The 20,147-nt window shown below is 30.3% G+C and carries 18 protein-coding genes and 1 riboswitch; of the genes, 7 read left to right on the top strand and 11 right to left on the bottom strand.

The genetic code is table 11. The features are described 5' to 3' along the window. Positions 1–25: 25 nt before the first annotated feature. Together bsdtw1_RS06275 and bsdtw1_RS06270 are read right to left on the bottom strand one after the other, a co-directional pair. The gene (locus tag bsdtw1_RS06275) at positions 26–862 is read right to left on the bottom strand and encodes a transporter substrate-binding domain-containing protein (RefSeq protein ID WP_183276747.1); all 837 of its coding nucleotides are present in this window, start codon (positions 860–862) and stop codon (positions 26–28) included. A 250-nt stretch (positions 863–1,112) separates the two neighbouring features. Beyond that, a riboswitch (Lysine riboswitch) is annotated at positions 1,113–1,296 on the bottom strand. Between the two features lie 211 nt (positions 1,297–1,507). Next, positions 1,508–2,251, bottom strand: coding sequence for an SDR family oxidoreductase (locus bsdtw1_RS06270; protein ID WP_244638112.1), 744 nt, complete (start codon positions 2,249–2,251; stop codon positions 1,508–1,510). A gap of 214 nt (positions 2,252–2,465) precedes the next feature. On the opposite strand from bsdtw1_RS06270, the gene bsdtw1_RS06265 reads away from it, so the two are divergent. After that, positions 2,466–3,401, top strand: coding sequence for an AraC family transcriptional regulator (locus bsdtw1_RS06265; protein ID WP_183276746.1), 936 nt, complete (start codon positions 2,466–2,468; stop codon positions 3,399–3,401). Positions 3,402–3,622: 221 nt separating this feature from the next. Here bsdtw1_RS06265 and bsdtw1_RS06260 read toward each other — a convergent pair whose 3' ends face one another. The 4 genes from bsdtw1_RS06260 to htpG all read right to left on the bottom strand — a co-directional run bounded on the left by bsdtw1_RS06260 (position 3,623) and on the right by htpG (position 7,638). Beyond that, a complete protein-coding gene (locus tag bsdtw1_RS06260; RefSeq protein WP_183276745.1) occupies positions 3,623–3,871 on the bottom strand; it encodes a DUF1858 domain-containing protein in 249 nt (82 codons plus the stop codon). 295 nt (positions 3,872–4,166) lie between these two features. Beyond that, positions 4,167–4,646, bottom strand: coding sequence for a hypothetical protein (locus bsdtw1_RS06255; RefSeq protein WP_183276744.1), 480 nt, complete (start codon positions 4,644–4,646; stop codon positions 4,167–4,169). A 213-nt stretch (positions 4,647–4,859) separates the two neighbouring features. Then, positions 4,860–5,585, bottom strand: coding sequence for an alpha/beta hydrolase (locus bsdtw1_RS06250; protein WP_183276743.1), 726 nt, complete (start codon positions 5,583–5,585; stop codon positions 4,860–4,862). A gap of 172 nt (positions 5,586–5,757) precedes the next feature. Continuing rightward, a complete protein-coding gene (htpG, locus tag bsdtw1_RS06245; RefSeq protein WP_183276742.1) occupies positions 5,758–7,638 on the bottom strand; it encodes a molecular chaperone HtpG in 1,881 nt (626 codons plus the stop codon). A gap of 453 nt (positions 7,639–8,091) precedes the next feature. Here htpG and bsdtw1_RS06240 point away from each other — a divergent pair, with 453 nt between their 5' ends. Further along, positions 8,092–10,002, top strand: a complete 1,911-nt coding sequence (locus tag bsdtw1_RS06240) for an NAD(+) synthase (protein WP_183276741.1) — start codon at positions 8,092–8,094, stop codon at positions 10,000–10,002. Positions 10,003–10,186: 184 nt separating this feature from the next. Here bsdtw1_RS06240 and bsdtw1_RS06235 read toward each other — a convergent pair whose 3' ends face one another. After that, positions 10,187–10,612: a YaaR family protein gene (locus tag bsdtw1_RS06235; protein WP_183276740.1), complete on the bottom strand. Its 426-nt coding sequence runs from the start codon at positions 10,610–10,612 to the stop codon at positions 10,187–10,189. Positions 10,613–10,970: 358 nt separating this feature from the next. Here bsdtw1_RS06235 and bsdtw1_RS06230 point away from each other — a divergent pair, with 358 nt between their 5' ends. Beyond that, positions 10,971–13,589, top strand: a complete 2,619-nt coding sequence (locus bsdtw1_RS06230) for a calcium-translocating P-type ATPase, PMCA-type (protein WP_183276739.1) — start codon at positions 10,971–10,973, stop codon at positions 13,587–13,589. 141 nt (positions 13,590–13,730) lie between these two features. Here bsdtw1_RS06230 and bsdtw1_RS06225 read toward each other — a convergent pair whose 3' ends face one another. The 3 genes from bsdtw1_RS06225 to bsdtw1_RS06215 form a co-directional block, all read right to left on the bottom strand. Continuing rightward, positions 13,731–14,585: a ComEC/Rec2 family competence protein gene (locus bsdtw1_RS06225; protein WP_183276738.1), complete on the bottom strand. Its 855-nt coding sequence runs from the start codon at positions 14,583–14,585 to the stop codon at positions 13,731–13,733. A gap of 181 nt (positions 14,586–14,766) precedes the next feature. Further along, on the bottom strand, positions 14,767–15,600 hold the full coding sequence (locus bsdtw1_RS06220) for a CvfB family protein (protein WP_183276737.1): 834 nt from the start codon (positions 15,598–15,600) through the stop codon (positions 14,767–14,769). Between the two features lie 14 nt (positions 15,601–15,614). Then, positions 15,615–16,115 (bottom strand): gamma carbonic anhydrase family protein, encoded by a 501-nt coding sequence (locus bsdtw1_RS06215; protein ID WP_183276736.1) that lies wholly within the window; start codon positions 16,113–16,115, stop codon positions 15,615–15,617. 199 nt (positions 16,116–16,314) lie between these two features. On the opposite strand from bsdtw1_RS06215, the gene bsdtw1_RS06210 reads away from it, so the two are divergent. Then, complete coding sequence (locus tag bsdtw1_RS06210) at positions 16,315–17,340, top strand: CehA/McbA family metallohydrolase (RefSeq protein WP_183276735.1); 1,026 nt, start codon at positions 16,315–16,317, stop codon at positions 17,338–17,340. A 10-nt stretch (positions 17,341–17,350) separates the two neighbouring features. On the opposite strand, the gene bsdtw1_RS06205 is transcribed toward bsdtw1_RS06210, so the two are convergent. Further along, complete coding sequence (locus tag bsdtw1_RS06205; protein WP_183276734.1) at positions 17,351–17,683, bottom strand: hypothetical protein; 333 nt, start codon at positions 17,681–17,683, stop codon at positions 17,351–17,353. A 355-nt stretch (positions 17,684–18,038) separates the two neighbouring features. Between bsdtw1_RS06205 and bsdtw1_RS06200 the strand changes: the two genes are divergently transcribed. From bsdtw1_RS06200 to bsdtw1_RS06190, 3 genes are all read left to right on the top strand, one after another. After that, positions 18,039–18,497 (top strand): Lrp/AsnC ligand binding domain-containing protein, encoded by a 459-nt coding sequence (locus bsdtw1_RS06200; RefSeq protein ID WP_183276733.1) that lies wholly within the window; start codon positions 18,039–18,041, stop codon positions 18,495–18,497. Between the two features lie 196 nt (positions 18,498–18,693). Then, positions 18,694–18,921: a DUF378 domain-containing protein gene (locus tag bsdtw1_RS06195; protein ID WP_183276732.1), complete on the top strand. Its 228-nt coding sequence runs from the start codon at positions 18,694–18,696 to the stop codon at positions 18,919–18,921. 386 nt (positions 18,922–19,307) lie between these two features. Further along, a complete protein-coding gene (locus bsdtw1_RS06190; protein WP_244638111.1) occupies positions 19,308–20,114 on the top strand; it encodes a putative ABC transporter permease in 807 nt (268 codons plus the stop codon). The last annotated feature ends 33 nt before the right edge of the window (positions 20,115–20,147 follow it).

Genomic DNA, 20,147 nt, shown 5'->3' with positions numbered 1-20,147 from the left:
TAGCTCTAGCATACTTGTAACATTACTATTTTGCTGCTGGTTGATTTTTTATAGCTGTATCCATTATTGTCTTTCTTTGTTCTTCTGAGATACCTGCTAATGTTTTATTAATCTTTGAAGTTAAATCACTACCCTTTGCAACACCTACAGCTATTGCTGTATCATCATCAGATGTAGTAAATCCAGTTTTGAATTCAACCATTTTGTACTTTGAATTTGCAGTTTCAGCACTTACGCCTTCTGGACGTTCTGAAACATAACCATCAATTATACCTGATTCAAGGGCAACTCTCATTGCTGGGAAGTTATCCATAGCTGGTTGTTTTTGAACACCTTGAATTTGATCTATTACTGAATAGTGGAATGTATTTAATTGAGCAGTTACTTTTGCTCCTTTGAAATCTTGTATTGATGTAGCATTTTCATACTTACCACCCTTTTTAACTACCATAACTAAGTTTGATTTGTAGTAGTTATCAGAAAAATCTATAGTCTTCTTACGTTCTGCAGTAGGTGACATACCTGCTATGATTGCATCAATTTTACCTGAAGTTAATGCTGGTACAAGACCATCCCATTCAGTTTTTACTACAACTAAATCCTTACCTAAATCTTTAGCTATCTTTTTAGCTATTTCTATATCGTATCCACCTGCATACTCTGAGCTTCCATCTATTTTTACTGCTCCATTTGAATCATCTTTTTGAGTCCAGTTAAATGGTGCATATCCAGCTTCAAGACCTATCTTAAAAGTTCCGTTAGAAGCTGAACTCTTGTCAGCATTTGCCTTTGTTCCACAACCTGCTAAAAGTACTGTAGCTGATATTGTCATTGCTATTAATAACGCTAATTTCTTTTTCATGTTTAATTATCCCCTTTTTATTAAATTTAAATTTGTATTATGCTACTTGTCCTATTTTTAAGACATTGTTTAATTCATTAATAAGTTCTCATTACATACAACCTTTTAGACTTATAAAGTTATTAAGCTCAATAATATGTAGATTCATCCATATATTGCAATTCTTACATATCTGATTGTAATAAAAAAAGACCTGAGATGAGCTCAGGTCCTAATACACAAAATTAGCCTAATACCCCTTCTTTTTCCCAAATGAGATAGCACAACTCAATAAACCGGGATGTTTATTGAGACAGTCCTGCAGTTCTTAACTGCAGACCCAGCAAATAATACTGAGAAGTATTATAAACTTCGGCGACATTTCCTTCTTCTTAGAATCATAGTACTCTCAAACTCCTCTAAGAACTATTAAACACCGCGCCTCTACCTCACTAAGTTAAAGTGAGGCCTTATTAAATTATATAAACAGTGTACAACAGGACACCATATATGTCAATATAGATTTGTTCATTATTAATTAACAATTTTTGATATTCAGCACCACTATATACACGTTTTATTAGAGTTCTCCAAAAACAAATCATGTAAATTTAAAAATTAGTTACGATTCAAAGTAATTCATCTTCACTAATTCCAAAATCAATATTATACAAATCCACCATTAACTCTAAGAGTCTGCCCTGTAACCCATTGAGCCTTATCACTTACTAAAAATTCAATAACATTTGCTATATCTTCAGTTTCACCAAGTCGTCCAAAAGCATTAGCCTTTTTCATTGCATCTATTTGCTGTTCTGTTTTTCCTACATTAAATAGATCGGTATTAACAGGCCCAGGTGCAACTGTATTTATTGTTATTCCCTTAGCTCCAAATTCTTTAGCCAATTGGCGAGTTATCTGCTCAACCGCGCCTTTTGTAGCTGCATACACACTATAGGTTGGAAGCATACTTCCTACTACAGATGTTGAGAAATTGACTATCCTACCGTTATTCTCCATTAACTTCATTGCCTGCTGACATGCAAAGTAAGTTCCCTTTACATTTATATCAAAGAGCCTATCAAAGTCTGCTTCTGTAACATCAGAAAGTAATTTATATAGTATTACCCCAGCATTATTGATTAATATATCTACTTTTCCAAAAGCTTCAATGGTCTCTGTAAACAAGTTTTCTACATCACTTACTTTGCTTATATCAGCTTGTATTTCAATAGCTTCTCCACCATTCTTTTTAATTTCATTTACCACCTCAGCTGCTTTTTCAGGACTATTTGAATAATTAACTACTACCTTAGCTCCTGCCCCAGCTAATTGTTTTGCAATAGAACTACCTATACCTCTTGATGCCCCAGTAATAATTGCTACTTTTCCATTTAATTCTTTCATCATATATCCATCCTTTCTTGCATTAATTTATTCTGCCCAAAATCACGTTAATTCTTTGCATGTTTCATCTATAGCTACATCTGAGTTTAGACACTATAATTTCTTAACTTAATTGTAATATATGAGAAGCCTTCGCAGGTAGCCTATTTACGTTTAATCATTGCCTAATCCTCCAAAAAGAACTATAATCTTTACATAATCTAAAGGAGAGTTCACTATGGAGAATGAAAAGCTAAACAAATTAAATGAATTGTTTGAAGATAAACTAAAACAATTAGCTAATCTCATAGAACGTTTTACTGATAAAGAAGGACTTCAATCTTCCTCAATACCGTCACTAGACTTTATCCGTTCCACGGAGAAATCAGAACTTTTACATTCGATTTATACACCGTCCTTATGTGTGATAGTACAAGGGGCAAAAATGGTTATACTAGGTTCTGAAGGTTATAGATATGATAAAAATTCCTATTTAGTTGCTTCTGTCCACTTGCCTATTACTGGTCAGATCATTGAAGCTTCATCTGATGCCCCATATTTAAGCTTAAGACTTGGCTTTAGTAGTGATCAAATTCTTGATATAATAAAGGAAACTAAACAAGCAACTATGACAAAACAGAATCCCCCTCGTGGACTGATTGTAAATAAGACTAGTCTATCCTTACTAGATGCTCTTCTAAGACTTGTTAGTCTATTAGAAACACCAGCAGATATTCCAGTTCTTGCCCCTTTATTTATTAGAGAAATTCTTTATAGAATTTTACAAGATGATCAGGGGGATGTGGTAAAACAATTTGCTATGATTGGAAGCCATGCTCAAGCAATTTCAAGTGCTATAAACTTAATTAACAAAGATTTTTCAAAATCCTTGAGTATTGAGGAACTGGCAAAAACTATAAATATGAGTCCATCATCATTGCATCATCATTTTAAAAAAGTTACTGCAATGAGCCCTCTTCAATATCAAAAACAAGTCAGATTACAAGAAGCGCGAAGGTTATTGCTTTCAGAAACCTTAGAAGCTGCAGATGCAGCATTTCAAGTAGGTTATGAAAGTCCTTCCCAATTTAGTCGTGAATACTCAAGAATGTTTGGACTCCCACCTATAAGCGATATAAAGAGATTAAAAAATTCTATATATGTAAATTTCTAATGATATTTATCGTAACCAATATTAATAATAAAAACACCTTGTATAATAGTTTTTCTATCCTACAAGGTGTTTTTCAATTACTTATTATTTTTAATCTAGACAATATCATCTTTTAAGTCTGACACTATTTTTATTTTTTATATAAGCATATATTTAAAATCTCACACAATTTAGTTCGTAGATTCAAAGCTCTCCGCTCTAATGAATACACGCTATCTTCTTTATATATTTTTGTCTTCAATATGCTTCTTTATCATATTAATCAAATCTTCAACTTCAAATCCACTTTTTTCACTAACAAGTGCTATTGTTGCCTTTGATGACATAGCTTTAAACAATATTGGATTTTTTAACTTTTCAAATTTAGGTGATAGTTCAATTAAGAATTCTCTTATAGACGGATATTTTTTAGCAATATCTCCTATTAATGTTCCTTCATTAATATCTAATTCTTTTATATCGTAACTCATAATGTACCATCCTTTCATAAAACATACATCGTTATATAATAACTTATTATATCCATAGTAACATTTATAAAAATTGTTTTCTGTGATTTAAGTTACAGTTTTATGATTTTATTTAAACCTCTTTCTTTTTTCCAACTGCAGCAAGGTATATCACAAATTCTTCTCCGTCTAATTGCAGAAGATTATCTATAGCATTTTACTCGTCTCTTCCAAACAACAACTATTATTATGAATAAAAGCACCATCCTAAGTTGGATAATGCTTTTTTTATACATCTAAATTTATCTATATTTTATTACTTTCTCACTGCATTTGGATTCTTTTCATCAAACTTCATAATTGAGCTCATCTTAATTGCATCTTTGTACTCTTTTTCTTTTCCATCTATTGTATATCTTATCTTAACTGTCATTTTAGAATCTTTAGATATTTTAACATCTTCAATAACATTAAAAGTATCTGTAACACTCTCATTATATTTCTTAAATATGTCTCCATAAACAAAGCCTATAACACTTTTCCCTGCTACTTCAACATCAACATTCAAAGAGTCTACTTTACTTCCTTCCTTTGTAAGCTTCAGTATATATCCATCTTGAACATATAACTTATCCTCAAATGATACTAATGTAAGATTATTAATTCTTATGTCATCAGCTATTATGTCAGTTTTATAGACTACAATTGAACTACTTTTAAAAAGTTTTATCCCAAGTAAAATTGTTAATATTAATATAATAATGACTAATAGACCTATAACATCTCTTTTTTTCATAATACCCATCCATCATTAAATTTAACAACTAAAATATGATTCATTATTACTTACTTATTGTCTTAAACTCCGTAATTTTAATCTTCATAAATCAGTTATCCTCAAAATCATTATACCATTACACTTGCTTATTTTGTATATATTTTACATTTAATAAGATAGTCTTTTGAATGTTTTTAATATTTTAACTATGGATTCATAAGATTATATCTATTATAAATCTTTCACAAGCCATAAAATTGCCTTTATAAATCTTTCAGTTATTTCTGTAAAATGTCCTCCATTATTCCACTCTAATTTAACATTCTCTTCACTGCTAAGTTGCTTTTGTAGCATTTCGAATGCTTTTTCAGTACAAACTCCTACATTAGCCATACGTGGGTTTCTGCTTTTACTTTCTTTTATTCCAAGAGATAAATAAACTTTAGCATCTTTATTATAAGGATTATTTAAACTCATATATTCTATCCACTCTTCATACCATAATGATCCTGAAAGGCTTCCTACTTTACCGAAACATGCACAACTATAAAGTGCATATAAAGATAAAAGACCTCCAAGAGAATATCCAAGTAATACATTGTTTTTGTAATCAGACTTAGTTCTGTAGTTAGTATCAATATATGGTTTTATTTTATATAAAAGAGTCTCAATATAATTATCAGCTTTACCCCCAAAGTCTTCTCCATCCCTAGCTATGCCTTTTGCTGCCCAAGGAGTGTAATCATCATTCCAGTTTTTAGGCTGGATATTTACTAGAATAAATGGAGGACAATCTTTATAGAAATATGGCTCTATAGCACCAACTATTTCTCTTATATCATTTACACCATTTACATATACAACTGGAAAGCTTGATTCACTTTCAATATATTGCTCGGGAACATATACGCTACAATGATATCCCTCACATGTAAACAAATCTATACTACCACTCATCTTCTACTCCTTTTAATGAATTTTCGGTGTAAGTTAAGAAGTACCGTTGAAATTAAACTCATTAAAGCATCGAATGAATAACCACTTAATTTCAACACTTTGCCTTAACAGCACCTAGATCTAAAATAATAGAGCCATCCCCTATAGAGCTATAGTGAGGATGGCTTTATTATTATTTCATTATTTTGCAAATATTATTTGTAAATTCTACAGGATCTCCAATTGATAGACCTTCTATAAGTAGAGCCTGATTATATAATATATCTGTATACAAATTAAACTTATCTTTGTCAGCTTCATAAGCAGACTTAAGTGATTTGAATACGTCATGATTTACATTTATCTCTAAAACCTTATCAGCCTTTACTCCTTGATTGTTTGGCATTGCATTAAGTATTTTTTCCATTTCAATTGAAAGCTCACCATCGTTTGCAAGGCATACTGGATGATTCTTTAATCTCTTTGAAGCTCTAACTTCTTTAACTTTTCCAGATAATATAGACTTCATTCCTTCAAAGATATCCTTGTTTTCTTTTTCTTCTTCCTTTGAAGTTTCTTTGTTGTCATCATCTTCAATTCCAAGATCATTGCTTGATACTGATCTGAATTCTTTTTCTTTATAAGACATCAACATCTTTATAGCAAATTCATCTACTTCATCAGTAAAGTATAGTATTTCATATCCTTTGTCAAGTAAAAGCTCAGTTTGAGGAAGTTTTTCTATTCTCTCATTTGATTCCCCTGAAGCATAGTAAATATACTTTTGACTTTCTGCCATTCTATCTACATACTCAGCAAGTGTAACCATCTTCTTTTCCTTTGAAGAATAGAACATTATTAAGTCTTGAAGAACATCTTTATTGCTGCCATATTCACTATATAGACCGTACTTCAATTGTTTTCCAAAAGCTTCATAGAATTTTTCGTACTTCTCTCTATCATTCTTGAGCATAGTTTCAAGTTCGCTCTTTATCTTGTTCTTTATGTTCTTTGCAATAAGCTTAAGTTGTCTGTCATGCTGCAATATTTCTCTTGATATATTTAAGGACAAATCTTCTGAATCAACTATTCCTTTTACAAAACCAAAATAGTCTGGAAGTAAATCTCCACACTTATCCATTATCATAACACCACTTGAATATAATTCTAAACCTTTTTCGTATTCCTTAGTATAGAAATCATATGGTGTTCTTTCTGGTATAAATAATATTGCGTTGTAGCTAATAGCACCATCAACACTTATATGAACATGCTTTAAAGGCTTATCAAAACCAAAATGCTTTTCTGAATAGAAATTGTTATAATCTTCTTCTTTTAATTCTGATTTATTTTTTCTCCAAATTGGAACCATACTATTAATAGTTTTTTCTTCAGTATAGCTTTCGTACTCACTTTCACTGCCTTCTTTAAGCTTACTTTCAGTAACATCCATCTTAATTGGATATCTAATAAAGTCAGAGTACTTCTTGATTATGGACTTTAGTCTATATTCTTCTAAGTATTCATCAAAGCTCTCATCTTCTGTATTATCCTTTATCTTAAGGATTATATCTGTTCCTACAGTAGCCTTTTCACAAGGTTCAATTGTGTAGCCTTCTACTCCTTTGGATTCCCATTTATATGCTTCTGTACTACCAAAAGCTTTACTAATAACGGTAACAGTATCAGCTACTAAAAATGCAGAATAAAATCCAACACCAAATTGTCCTATTATATCATATCCATCTTTTATTTCATTTTCTTTTTTAAACTTCAATGAACCACTTTTTGCAATAACCCCTAGATTATCATCAAGGTCTTCTTTAGTCATTCCTATACCTGTATCAGATATCTTTACAGTTCTGCTCTCTTTATCAACGCTAACCTTAATAAAGTAGTCATCTTTTTCAAAAGATATAGATTCGTCTGTTAGTGCTTTGTAGTAAATCTTATCAATAGCATCACTAGCATTTGATATAAGCTCTCTTAAAAATATCTCTCTGTGAGTATAGATTGAGTTAATCATAAGATCCAAAAGTCTCTTGGATTCTGCTTTAAATTGTTTTGTTTCCATTATAAAACCTCTCCTTTCGCAATTGAAACCAGGCATATATATGTGTGAGCCTAGCTTTATTTCATGTACAAGGTAACTGCCATCTAAAAACTTATTTACTTTATCTCTTAATTCCTAAAAAGCAATATACCTAATAAACATCTTCTTATTTGTTTATACTAAGCCAACAAGAAGTACACTGTTAGCACTCATACTTAGTGAGTGCTAACCCCTATTTTTTATATATCACTTTTTAAATTTTATGTCAATATATTTCAGTTTAAAAATATCCATTCATAAATGAAACATGCCGTTTAATATTGTAATTTATTTTCGTAAATATTGATTTTATTTGTATTTACAATTAACATTAATATGGATGAATTACTTCATATTTAAACTTATGTTTTCATATTGAAGCCATTTCATCTTTATGTAACCTTTCAGATTGTTTAATAGGATGGAGTTGATTATATGGAATTTATAAAAGTAGGGGCTGCCTGCCCTAAAATAAAAGTAGCAGATATAAAATATAATGTTGAAAATATAAAAAAATGCATAGATGAAGGCTTAAAACAAGAAGTTAAAGCTTTAGTTTTCCCTGAACTTGCTGTTACAGCCTATACATGTGGCGATTTATTTTCACAGTCTAGATTAATAAAAGAATCTATCAATGGTGTAGAAGCTATATGCGAATATACTATGGGAAAAGATATGCTCATAGCTATAGGCAATCCACTTATATATAATAATTGTCTCTACAACTGTGCTTTTATTATATTTGAAGGCAAAGTTCTTGGTATAGTACCAAAAAGTTATATCCCTAACTATACGGAGTTTTATGAAAAAAGATGGTTTACAGAGGGAATTGGACTTAAAGACAAGAACATTGATCTACCTTTTCAAAAAGCTGTTCCCTTTGGAACAGATCTTATTTTTAGTTACGAAGATGCACGCTTTGGATTCGAAGTATGCGAGGATTTGTGGACTGTGGTTCCACCAAGTTCTTATTTATCCATAGCAGGTGCTAATATAATAGGCAATCTTTCAGCCTCAAATGAACTTGTATCTAAAAGCGATTATAGAAAATCTCTAGTTTCTGACCAAAGTGCTAGATGCATGAGTTCCTATATATATAGTTCTGCTGGTGTACATGAATCAACCACCGATTTACTCTTTAGTGGTCATATGCTAATTGCAGAAAACGGCTCTAAACTAAATGAAAATGAGCGTTTTCAAAGAGATAATGAAGTTATTTCGTCAATAATAGACTTATATAAATTAAATTCGGAAAGATTGAAAAATGTAAGCTTCAGAGATACTGCAAGACTTAATACCTTTGAATTTAGAAATATTGAGTTTGCTTTTGACAATATCGATGTTACTGATTTCAATAGATTTATTGATAAGCATCCTTTTGTTCCTTCCTCTGAAGTACAAAGAAAAGATAGATGCAAAGAGATATTTAACATTCAAGCATCAGCTTTAGCTAAGAGATTAGAACATACTACCCTAAATAAAGTCGTTATAGGAATTTCTGGTGGGCTTGACTCTACCCTTGCACTTTTAGTCGCAGTTAAAACCTTTGATATGCTAAAACTGCCTAGAAAAAATATAATAACAATAACAATGCCTGGCTTCGGCACTACCGACAGAACTTACAACAATGCTCTTACCCTATGTACTGAACTCGGCTGCGATCTTAGAGAAATAAATATAGTAAATGCTGCTCTTCAACATTTTGAAGATATCGGTCATGATAAAAATATCCATGATATCACTTATGAAAATGTTCAGGCAAGAGAAAGAACTCAAATTCTTATGGATTTAGCAAATAAAGAAGGTGGTATACTTGTAGGAACAGGGGATCTTTCGGAGCTTGCACTTGGTTGGTGCACTTATAACGGAGATCATATGTCAATGTATTCTGTAAACTGTTCTATACCTAAAACCTTGGTTAGATACTTAGTTGATTACGTAGCTAAATACGAAGTAAATAAAAATGCTTCTGATACTTTGTATGATATATTAGATACACCAGTAAGTCCTGAACTTCTACCAAAAGATGAGAATGGTGATATAGCACAAAAAACTGAAGATATTGTTGGTCCTTATGAACTTCACGATTTCTTCTTATATCATTTTATAAGACATGGTTCTTCACCTGAAAGAATAATGTTCCTTGCTAAAACTGCTTTTAAGGATCTATATGATGAAACCACCATTAGAAAATGGCTAGATAAATTCTTGAACAGATTCTTCTCTCAACAATTTAAAAGATCTGCTTTACCTGATGGTCCTAAGGTTGGTACAATTAGTCTTTCTCCAAGAGGCGATTGGAGAATGCCATCGGATGCCTCTGTAAGTAGCTGGTTAAAATATTAAAATTATATATTTCCTTGTAAAGTAAAAAATAAGAATACCTGTGATATTTCACAGGTATTCTTATTTAACATACAATAAGTTTTGAAAGTTCTTTCTATATAAGCAAGCAATTTTGCACTTTACCTATAGTAGCTTTCCTATTGTATATTTAAAGAACACTTTTTTTAATTTTAAATAGCTACTTCTATTTGTAAATATCTACCATAAGTCCTTGAATTTCATCTACAGTAGATGCAATAGAAATATTATCTTTTTCTTCAGATAAAAGAGCGTCAGTAATTTCCTGTAGCTTTGCATCTATTGTATCAACTGTTATAAAATACTGAGTCTGCCAGAAACTTATATCTTTTTTTACATTGTACATATACTCTAGTACTGACTTTAAGTACTCTTTAATTTGATTTTTATAGGCTCTAACATCTGCATAGCTTTTAGTAATTACAAGTCTATTACCCTTTTTCTTTATATCATCCATCAAATCTTTTAACTGCTCTTCAGATTTTTTTTGTCTTTCCTTATTAAAACTCTGCGAAAAATCCTTTTTACTATCTATTTTCTTTCTTTCTTCACTTTGGACAGCAGTTTTTCTACCTACTCTTGATATCTCCATAAAATCCCACCTACTTATCAATTTTTATATCTTTAAGTACTTTTAAAAAATCGCTGAAGCAACTTTCTTCAGTGATTTTTTTCCGCATCTTCTCAACCCAATTTATTATTAACCGTTTTCCTGTCAAACAAGGAAAGTTTTAAAATCTATATACTACTTGCATATTTATTTTACTAATTACTAATATTAATGTGTATTATTATATCAAAATATAATTAAAGTAACAACTAAGTTTATGGTATATCATGTCGAATTGTTTTTTCATGGCAATTATTTCATAATATTCAATATGTGATATACTTATATTAGATGTCTTAATTAAGGTTATTTTATACTGTATAATGAGGTGATATATTCTATGTGGTATACGAAAAATACTTCCGAGGTATTAAAAGATCTGAACGTAGATGAATCTATAGGCTTATCTACTGAAGAAGCTAAAAAGAGAATCGAAAAGTATGGTGAGAATAAATTAGCCAGTAAAAAGAAAAAAAGCATATTTCAGCTATTCCTCGCACAGTTAGCTGACTTTATGATTTATATACTTTTAGCCGCTGCATTGATATCAGGAATAATGGGCGAAATCAGCGATGCTATAATAATCATTATTGTAATACTTGTAAATGCTATTGTTGGAGTTGTTCAGGAATCTAAAGCTGAAAAAGCTTTAGAAGCTTTAAAAGAGCTTTCTACTCCAAAGGCTGTTGTAAAAAGAAATGGAGAATTAACAGAGATTCCATCTGAAGAAGTTGTTCCAGGGGATATAGTTATAATAGATGCAGGCAGATATATACCTGCGGACTTAAGATTAATTGAAAGCGCAAACCTTAAGATGGAAGAGTCTGCTTTTACGGGTGAATCTGTACCTGCAGATAAAGATGCAAATGTAATAATCGAAGGAAAAGTAGGTGTTGGAGATCAACACAACATGGTATTTATGTCTACTCTAGCTACTTACGGAAGAGGTATTGGTGTTGTTGTCGGTACTGGTATGGATACTGAAATAGGTAAAATAGCAAAAATGCTTGATGAAGAGGTTGAAGATTCAACTCCACTTCAAAAAAAGCTTGAACAGTTAGGCAAGTATTTAGGCATAGGCTCTATTGGAATATGCTTTTTCATTTTTATAGTTTCTATGTTCCAAAAAAGAGATGTTTTTGAAATGCTACTTACCTCAATTAGCTTAGCTGTTGCAGCTATACCAGAAGGACTTCCTGCAATAGTAGCAATTGTTTTAGCTATGGGTGTTCAAAGAATGATTAAAGAGAACGCCATTATAAGAAAGCTTCCTGCAGTTGAAACCCTTGGATCAGTTAATATAATATGTTCGGACAAAACAGGTACTCTTACCCAGAATAAAATGACTGTAACTAAATTTTATGCGAATGATAAGCTACTTCATATTGAAGATTTAGATTTCAACCTTGAAACTAACAAGCTATTAATTGAATGCATGATGCTCTGCAATGATGCTACATATTCAGAAAGCTCAAAAACGGGTGATCCTACAGAAATTGCTCTATTAGAAGCTGGTTTTAAATATGATATTACTAAGGATATTATAAATGCTGAGCATAAAAGGATTGACGAAGTTCCTTTTGACTCAGATAGAAAGCTTATGTCAACAGTTAATTCATATGGACAAAAATATAAAGTCTTTACTAAAGGTGCTATTGACAGCATTTTAAAAATTTCTACTAAGCTTATGCTTAATGGGCAAATCCTAGATTTGACTGAAAATATGAAAAAAGATATTCTAAAAGCTGTAGATTTAATGTCTGACGACGCACTTAGAGTTCTAGCCGGGGCATATAAAGATATTGACGCTCCACCACATATTGGATTAGATGAAATAGAAAAAGATCTAATCTTTATAGGAATGGTTGGAATGATTGATCCTCCAAGATTAGAAGTTAAAGACTCTATCTCATTATGCAAAAATGCTGGAATTACACCAGTTATGATTACTGGCGATTATAAAAATACAGCTTTTGCCATCGCTAAAGAACTTGGAATTGCAGATAGTTTAAATCAATCAATTTCTGGTGAAGATATCGATAAATTAAATGATGAAGACTTCAGTAATAAAGTAAGAGATCTAAGAGTGTTCGCAAGAGTATCTCCTGAACATAAAGTAAAAATAGTTAAAGCTTTTAAATCACATGGCAACATTGTTTCAATGACTGGGGATGGAGTAAATGATGCTCCCTCGTTAAAAGCTGCTGATATTGGTGTAGCTATGGGGATAACTGGTACTGACGTAGCAAAAGGTGCTGCTGACATGGTGTTGACGGATGATAACTTTACGACAATAGTCTCTGCCGTAGAAGAAGGAAGAAACATTTTTAGTAATATAAAAAAATCCATAGTTTTTTTACTTTCTTGCAACCTTGGTGAAATAATAACTTTATTTGTAGCTATATTGCTAAACTGGGATTCACCTCTACTACCAATACATTTACTTTGGGTAAATCTAATAACTGATAGCTTACCTGCTTTAGCGTTAGGTGTTGACCCTGGTGATAAAGGAGTTATGGATCTTCCTCCAAGAAATCCAAAGGAGAGTATCTTTGGCGGAAGCACAAAGTTAATGCTACCACTTAACGGAATACTAATAGGAGCATTGACATTAGTGGCTTTTAGAGTAGGTGAGTACCTATATCCCAATTCAGTTCCACATGCTAGAACCATGGCTTTTGTAGTGCTTAGTGTTTCACAATTATTTTATGCACTTTCAATCAGGAATGATAGAAAATCCATCTTCCAAATCGGTCTATTTTCTAATAGATTCTTGATTATAGCTATAATAATTGGAATTATTCTTCAAGCCTCTGTTATAACAATAACACCTATAGCAGAATTATTTAAAGTATATTCCCTTACCCTTAAAGATTGGGGATTTGTAATATTACTATCTCTAGTACCATTGGTTATAAATGAATTGCTCAAGATAATTTTAAGGAACAAAGAAATATAATAAAAAAAACACTGTAGATGATTTTGCTAAAAAACTCTACAGTGGTTTTTATTTTTTATTAAGTTGTAATAAAGAAAATTCTATAGCCTATAAACCTGCTTACTTTTTGGAATGATAGCTACAAACTTTTTAATCTACACTCTAATTTTTTCTCGAATATACTTCTAAGTGAACAACTCCAGCATCATCTTTTTCACTTAAAACCATTATATCTCCATATTGATCTGTTCTAAAGACATTGCATTTAATATCTGTTAGGTTCTTCACTACCTCACTATTAGGACTTTCTTCACCATTAGAAGTTATTATTGCTACGCTTGGCTTAACCTTTCTTACAAAATCTTTATACGTTCCACTACCAATTCCATGATGAGCAACTTTTAAAACATCTATATCCTTAATATCGTTGTTTTTCATAACTTGCTTTTCTAAATCTCTTTCAGCATCTGCCATAAATAAATACCTTAAATCAGCTATTTCCCCTAAGAGCACCATTGAATTATTGTTCTCTAGAACCTTGCTTGGTTTTGTTGGTGTAAGGGCTTTAAGATGTATGTCATTATGTTCTAGATACCATCCAGCCTTTACATATTCATATTTAACCTTGGAGGATTCTACAACTTTCATAACTTTCTCTTTTTCATTTTTATTTACGCAGAATTCTGGAAGCATCAAGTGTGCTACTTTTACAGATTTTAATACAGCTTCTAGCCCTCCAAAATGATCATTATGATAATGTGTAAGTATAACATAATCCAATTTATCAACTGATTCACTTTTTAAATGTGCTATAAGCTTGGAACTATAATCTTCAACTCCAGTATCAATAAGAATATTAAATTCTTTACTAAGTATCAATATTACATCACTTTGCCCAGTACTTAATACCTGAACTCTTGTAACATTTGAAAGATTCTCTATTCCAAATGCATTGAAACATGTAGTAAATAGAAATAAAATCATAATTGCGATAATTCTTTTCCCAAATTTTTTCATATGTATGAACCTCCTTTTTTCCTTTGACATTAGTATGGTTCATATAACTTCTATAGATACACTAGTTTATCAATTAATTTATATTTTCATATACTCTTGTATCCACTTATAATAAGCATCGCTTATGCATATACTAATAAACGTGATTTTAATTAAAGAAAAAATAGATAGCCTTAGCTATCTATTTATCAATTAACTTTGTTCCATTTGCGTCTTGACTTATAATTCCTTCTCTCATAAGCCCACCCAATGCCATCTTAAAGTAATTTTTGCTTGAATTAAAAACTTCTTTTATAACATCTGGTGAAGACTTATCGTTATATTTCATGAACCCACCGTTATCTTTAAGATATTGTAATATCTTTTCTTGAAGCACACTTCTTTCCTCAAGCTTTTGTTTTCTAGGTGTTAGGCCAACTTTTCCATCTTCATATATCTTCTTTACCCTTGCCTTTATTTCATCGCCAGGCCTTACATCAGAGAAATATTCATTATTAAGAATCACACCTCTGCATAGACCATTTACAGCTACCATAAGAGAACCATTTGTCTGATATCCATATACAATACCAGTTGTTTCTTCGCCCAAGGTAACATCTTCCCATATATCAAGTGCTCTATCAATATCAGTTGTTGCAGCTAATCTCTTCGTTTTATCTTCATATATGTAGAATAAATATTTCTTTCCTACTTCTAGCTTATATTTCTGTTCCCTTATAGGTACAAATATGTCTCTTTCAAGACCAAAGTCAATAAATGCACCTAATTCAGTTATAGATTTTACTTCTAGATATGCAACTGTATGAATAGTTGCTAGAGGTGTCTTAAGAGTGGCAATAAGCCTATCTCTAGAATCTCTATATATAAAAGCATGAACCTCTTCACCTACTGTAAGCTTTCTATCTAGAGTATTTCCATATGGTAATAATATACCATCATCAGTCCCACTTAGATAATATCCAACTGAACTTTCTCTTACAACCTCTAGATTGTTAAAATCACCTAATTTAATCATACTTCCTCCGTACTTTACTTATATTTTTTTGAAAGTTTTATATATCTCTCAGCAGACGCACCTATATTCCTAATTTCCTCTTGTGAAAGCTCCCTTATAACTTTCGCAGGAGAACCAAAACATAGGACACCTGAAGGTATATTTTTATTTTCTGTTACTATGCTACCTGCCCCTATTATTGTATTTTCTCCAATAGTTGCTCCATTTAGTACTATTGACCCCATTCCAATCAAAACATTATTACCTATGGTGCAACCATGTATAATTGAATTATGACCTATAGTAACATTTTTTCCAATTACCACTGGATTATTAGTATCCACATGCACAGTACTATTATCTTGAATATTTGACCTCTCATCTATACTTATACTATTAATATCTCCTCGTATAACTGTGCCAAACCAAACACTTACGTCCTTATGTATATCTACTTTACCTATTATATCTACATTATCTGCAATAAAAGCTTCATCGTGTACTTTTGGATAAACTTTATCAAATGAATACTCCATTTTATATCGCCTCCTATGCATGACTATTATTTTACCATAGTAAATGTTTTATAGCCATATTTTATAAAACTAAATTTAATTTAAATAAAAAAATATATTTGTGATTTCTAATAAAATTTATTATTTATATGTAATTAGAGGTTAATAAAAACAAGAAATAATAATATTATATAATAAAGCAATTTATAGGAGTCATAATTTGAGTAAACATAAGAAACATAGATCAGAGGATTTACAAAAATTTGATCCAAAAAATATTAAAATATTATATGGAATACCTCACTGCCACACTAATATATCAACAGGAAAATGTTCAGCCTTAGAAGCATTAGAATACGCAAAAAAGAATAGGCTAGACTTTTTGATAATAACTGATCATAATCGCTATTTCTCAAGTAATTCACATAAAGAGCATAACTCAAAATGGGATGAATTAAAGAGAACATTGGATAGATTTAATAAAAAAAACGAAGACTTCGTTGGAATAGTTGGTTTTGAGGCAAGTTCTAACCCTTGGGGCCACCTAAATATAGTTAATTCATCATCATGCTTTTCAGGAGTTATTAGAAACTTTAACAATTTAATGCTCTGGATGATTGCCAATGGAAATTCTTATATATCAATTAATCATCCTGGAAGTATCGTAGAACAGATACCTTTTAGCCCTTTTTTAAATAAGTTTATTAATACAATAGAAGTAGGAAATGGCTCCTATCCAAATAAATATCATAGATATTCAAAAAGATATTTCTCAATGCTTGATAAAGGTTGGATGCTCGGGGCAGTAAATGCTCAGGATAATCACCAATTGAACTTTGGTGACACTGAAAATCTTACAGGAGTATTAGTGAACAAATTAGATAAAACTTCTATAATAAGTTCCCTCAGAAATAGAAGATGTTTTTCAAGTGAATCTAGAACATTAAAATTCTACTTTACAATCAATAGTTCCTTTATGGGCGAAGAACTTATTACTGAAAAAAATAACAAGTTACACTTCTATATTCACGCTGAAGATAGAGTTAACATTATCGAAGAAGTTCAAATAATAACCTCAGGAGGTAGGATACTTAAGACTCTAAAAGAAATCTCTCTTCATAATTTAAAATACTCAATTTCGTTTCCTGCTTCTGAGAGAGAGAGATGGTACGTAATTAAGCTAATTCAAAAAAATAATAGAGAAGCTATCAGTTCTCCTATATTTATAAAAATAAAAAACTCCTGATGGAGTTTTTTTATTTTTTATCTTTATTCATATTCTTAACCCTATTAGGTTTAGCTTTAGGTCTTATAGTAACTTTGTTTTCTTGTTTTTTCTTTGAAGTACCTTGGTGTATCTCCATGAACCATAATAATAATATTACAAATAAGCCTGAAGACACTGTACTTGCTATAGTACTTTGTATTCTTAATACAATAGGTAAAAGAAATGCTACAATTGCAATACCCAAAACTATCCACTTATTGATATTTATTTTACTTAAAACAAATATCTTCAAAAAATTAAATATAGCTAAAACTACTACTGCAAATAACAAAAGAAATCCAATACTTTTTGCAAGTTCCATACTACCACTCCTCTAATCTAGCAAAATTAACACCCTATAATCTATATTAGACGAAAATCTAAACATTTTCAATAGAATAAGTTTAACTTGTACATGTTTCATATATATTATGTATTCAAATCTTCTTTATTAAAAACTTAATTATTAAATTAATATTTACATCAATTTCTTCTATAATCAAGATTATGCAATTATTTTACATTAATTATGAAGAAAATGATGATTATAAAAAATAGTACAGTATTATTTTAACTTTTTAGTAGAATTAAAATACTTTTTTTGATAAAATATAAATTGAGTATATAGATACTTACAATAATAGGATATAAAACATAGAAGAGGTGAATTTTTGCTTATGCAAAATGTTAATTTGGATGAATTAGATTTACAAATATTAGATATTTTAATTAAAGATTGTAGAACTCCTTATTTAGAAATAGCAAGAATGTGTCATGTTAGTGGTGGAACTATTCACGTTAGAATGAAGAAGATGGAAGACCTAGGAATAATAACTGGGACAAGGATTCTTTTAAATCTTCCAAAACTGGGTTATGACGTTTGTTGCTATGTAGGTATTTATGTAGATAAGACATCATCTTTTTCTTCGGTATTTGATGAATTATCTAAAATTAAAGAAGTCGTTGAACTTCACCTTATTACAGGAAACTATTCTGTATTTGCAAAAGTAATTTGTAAGAGTATTTCTGACCTTCAGGATATATTAATGAATAAAATAAATACAGTTACAGGAATTGAAAGAACAGACACATTTATATCATTATCACAACCTATAGATCGTAACATACAACTTTAAAGAGCTAATTAGCTCTTTTTTTCATTGTTTAGAAAATTATGATTCAATTAGATCTATGGATAAGTATACGTAACAGCCTTAAAACGCATGCGCTATTAAAGCTTTTTATTTTCCATTAAACTTCTTTTTTATTACTACATAATTTATTTTTTTTCGGAAAAAATATAAGAGAAAAGTAAGTAAAGGAGTGATTTAAATGAAAACTCTAGATATAATAGCGCTAGTTTTAGTTATAATTGGTGCAATAAACTGGGGGCTAATTGGCTTCTTCCAATTTGATTTAGTAGCTGCTCTATTTGGTAATATGACAGCTATAAGTAGAGTTATTTATGCCCTTGTTGGTATTGCTGGACTTTATGCTATTTCATTTTTTGCAAAAGATAGATACACTAGCACAAATAATACTAATAATAACTGTGAATAATTAATAATAAATCCCCTTATTTTATAAGGGGATTTATTATGCATAAATATGTACTAAAATGTACCTGCCTTAAACACCATCCAAACTAACAATCAAATTTAATATAGCAATAGGTTATTAAATAATTATTGTAAGTCTAATAACTGGAAAACATATCGACTTTTCTACAGTGCTAATATATCCCTTCTAATCTTCACACAGTACTTTACACTACAAAATAGAGTACTTAAATAAATATTTTAATACTTCTTAAGATGCATAATTCTTATAATATTGTCCCTACTTTCTTATGTACTATATAATATTTACATTTTATTAAATCAATATTTATAATTTTAGTATATAATAAATAGTAAATGTCTAAAATTTTCAAATGGAGGTGAATTATGCTTATACAAATACTAAATGGATTTTCAGTGTATGAAATAGTTTTTTTCTTTGCTATTTACTCTTTTTTAGGTTGGTGTATCGAGGTTGCTTATGCTTATACAAATAGAGGCTACTTTGTAAACAGAGGTTTTTTATATGGTCCTTTCTGTCCAATATACGGACTAGGATTTGTATCAATTATTGTTTTTCTTGATCATTATAAAGATAACTTAATTGCATTATATATATTATCTACATTATTAACATCAATAATAGAGTATGTTACCGGATACCTATTAGAAAAGATATTTAAATCCAAATGGTGGGACTATACCGAAGACCCATTTAACTTACATGGCAGAATCTGTCTTCATTTTTCATTAGCCTGGGGAGTTGCTGCAGTTGCAATTGTAAAAATAATTCATCCTATTTTCTTTATCTTTGTAAATATCTTACCTTTAAATATAGGTATTTATATTTTTTACGTTCTTATTAGCTACTTTATAATCGACTTGATATTAACAATTAGTTCATTAATCCAACTTAATATAATTCTATCTAAATTAACATTTATAAGTGGAGAATTAAAAAGAAGATATTCATATATAATATCTGTAACTAAAGAAAAAGCAATTGGAACTGCTCAAGATATGGAAGAGGGATTTAAAGATTTGATTGACAGTTACAATAAAAACCTCTCAAAAATTAATTTTAATCATAAACGTCTTATAAAAGCTTTCCCTAATATGAAATCAACCTATTTTGATTCTATCATAACGGAATTAAAAGAAAAAATTTCATCATTAAAAGATTTAATAAAATAAAGGTATATCAGTATTAATACTGGTATACCTTTA

The organism is Clostridium fungisolvens (genome assembly GCF_014193895.1).
Lineage (GTDB): Bacteria > Bacillota > Clostridia > Clostridiales > Clostridiaceae > Clostridium_AR > Clostridium_AR fungisolvens.
The sequence above is the reverse complement of the archived record's forward strand: the minus strand, read 5'-3'. Positions and strand labels throughout refer to the sequence as shown.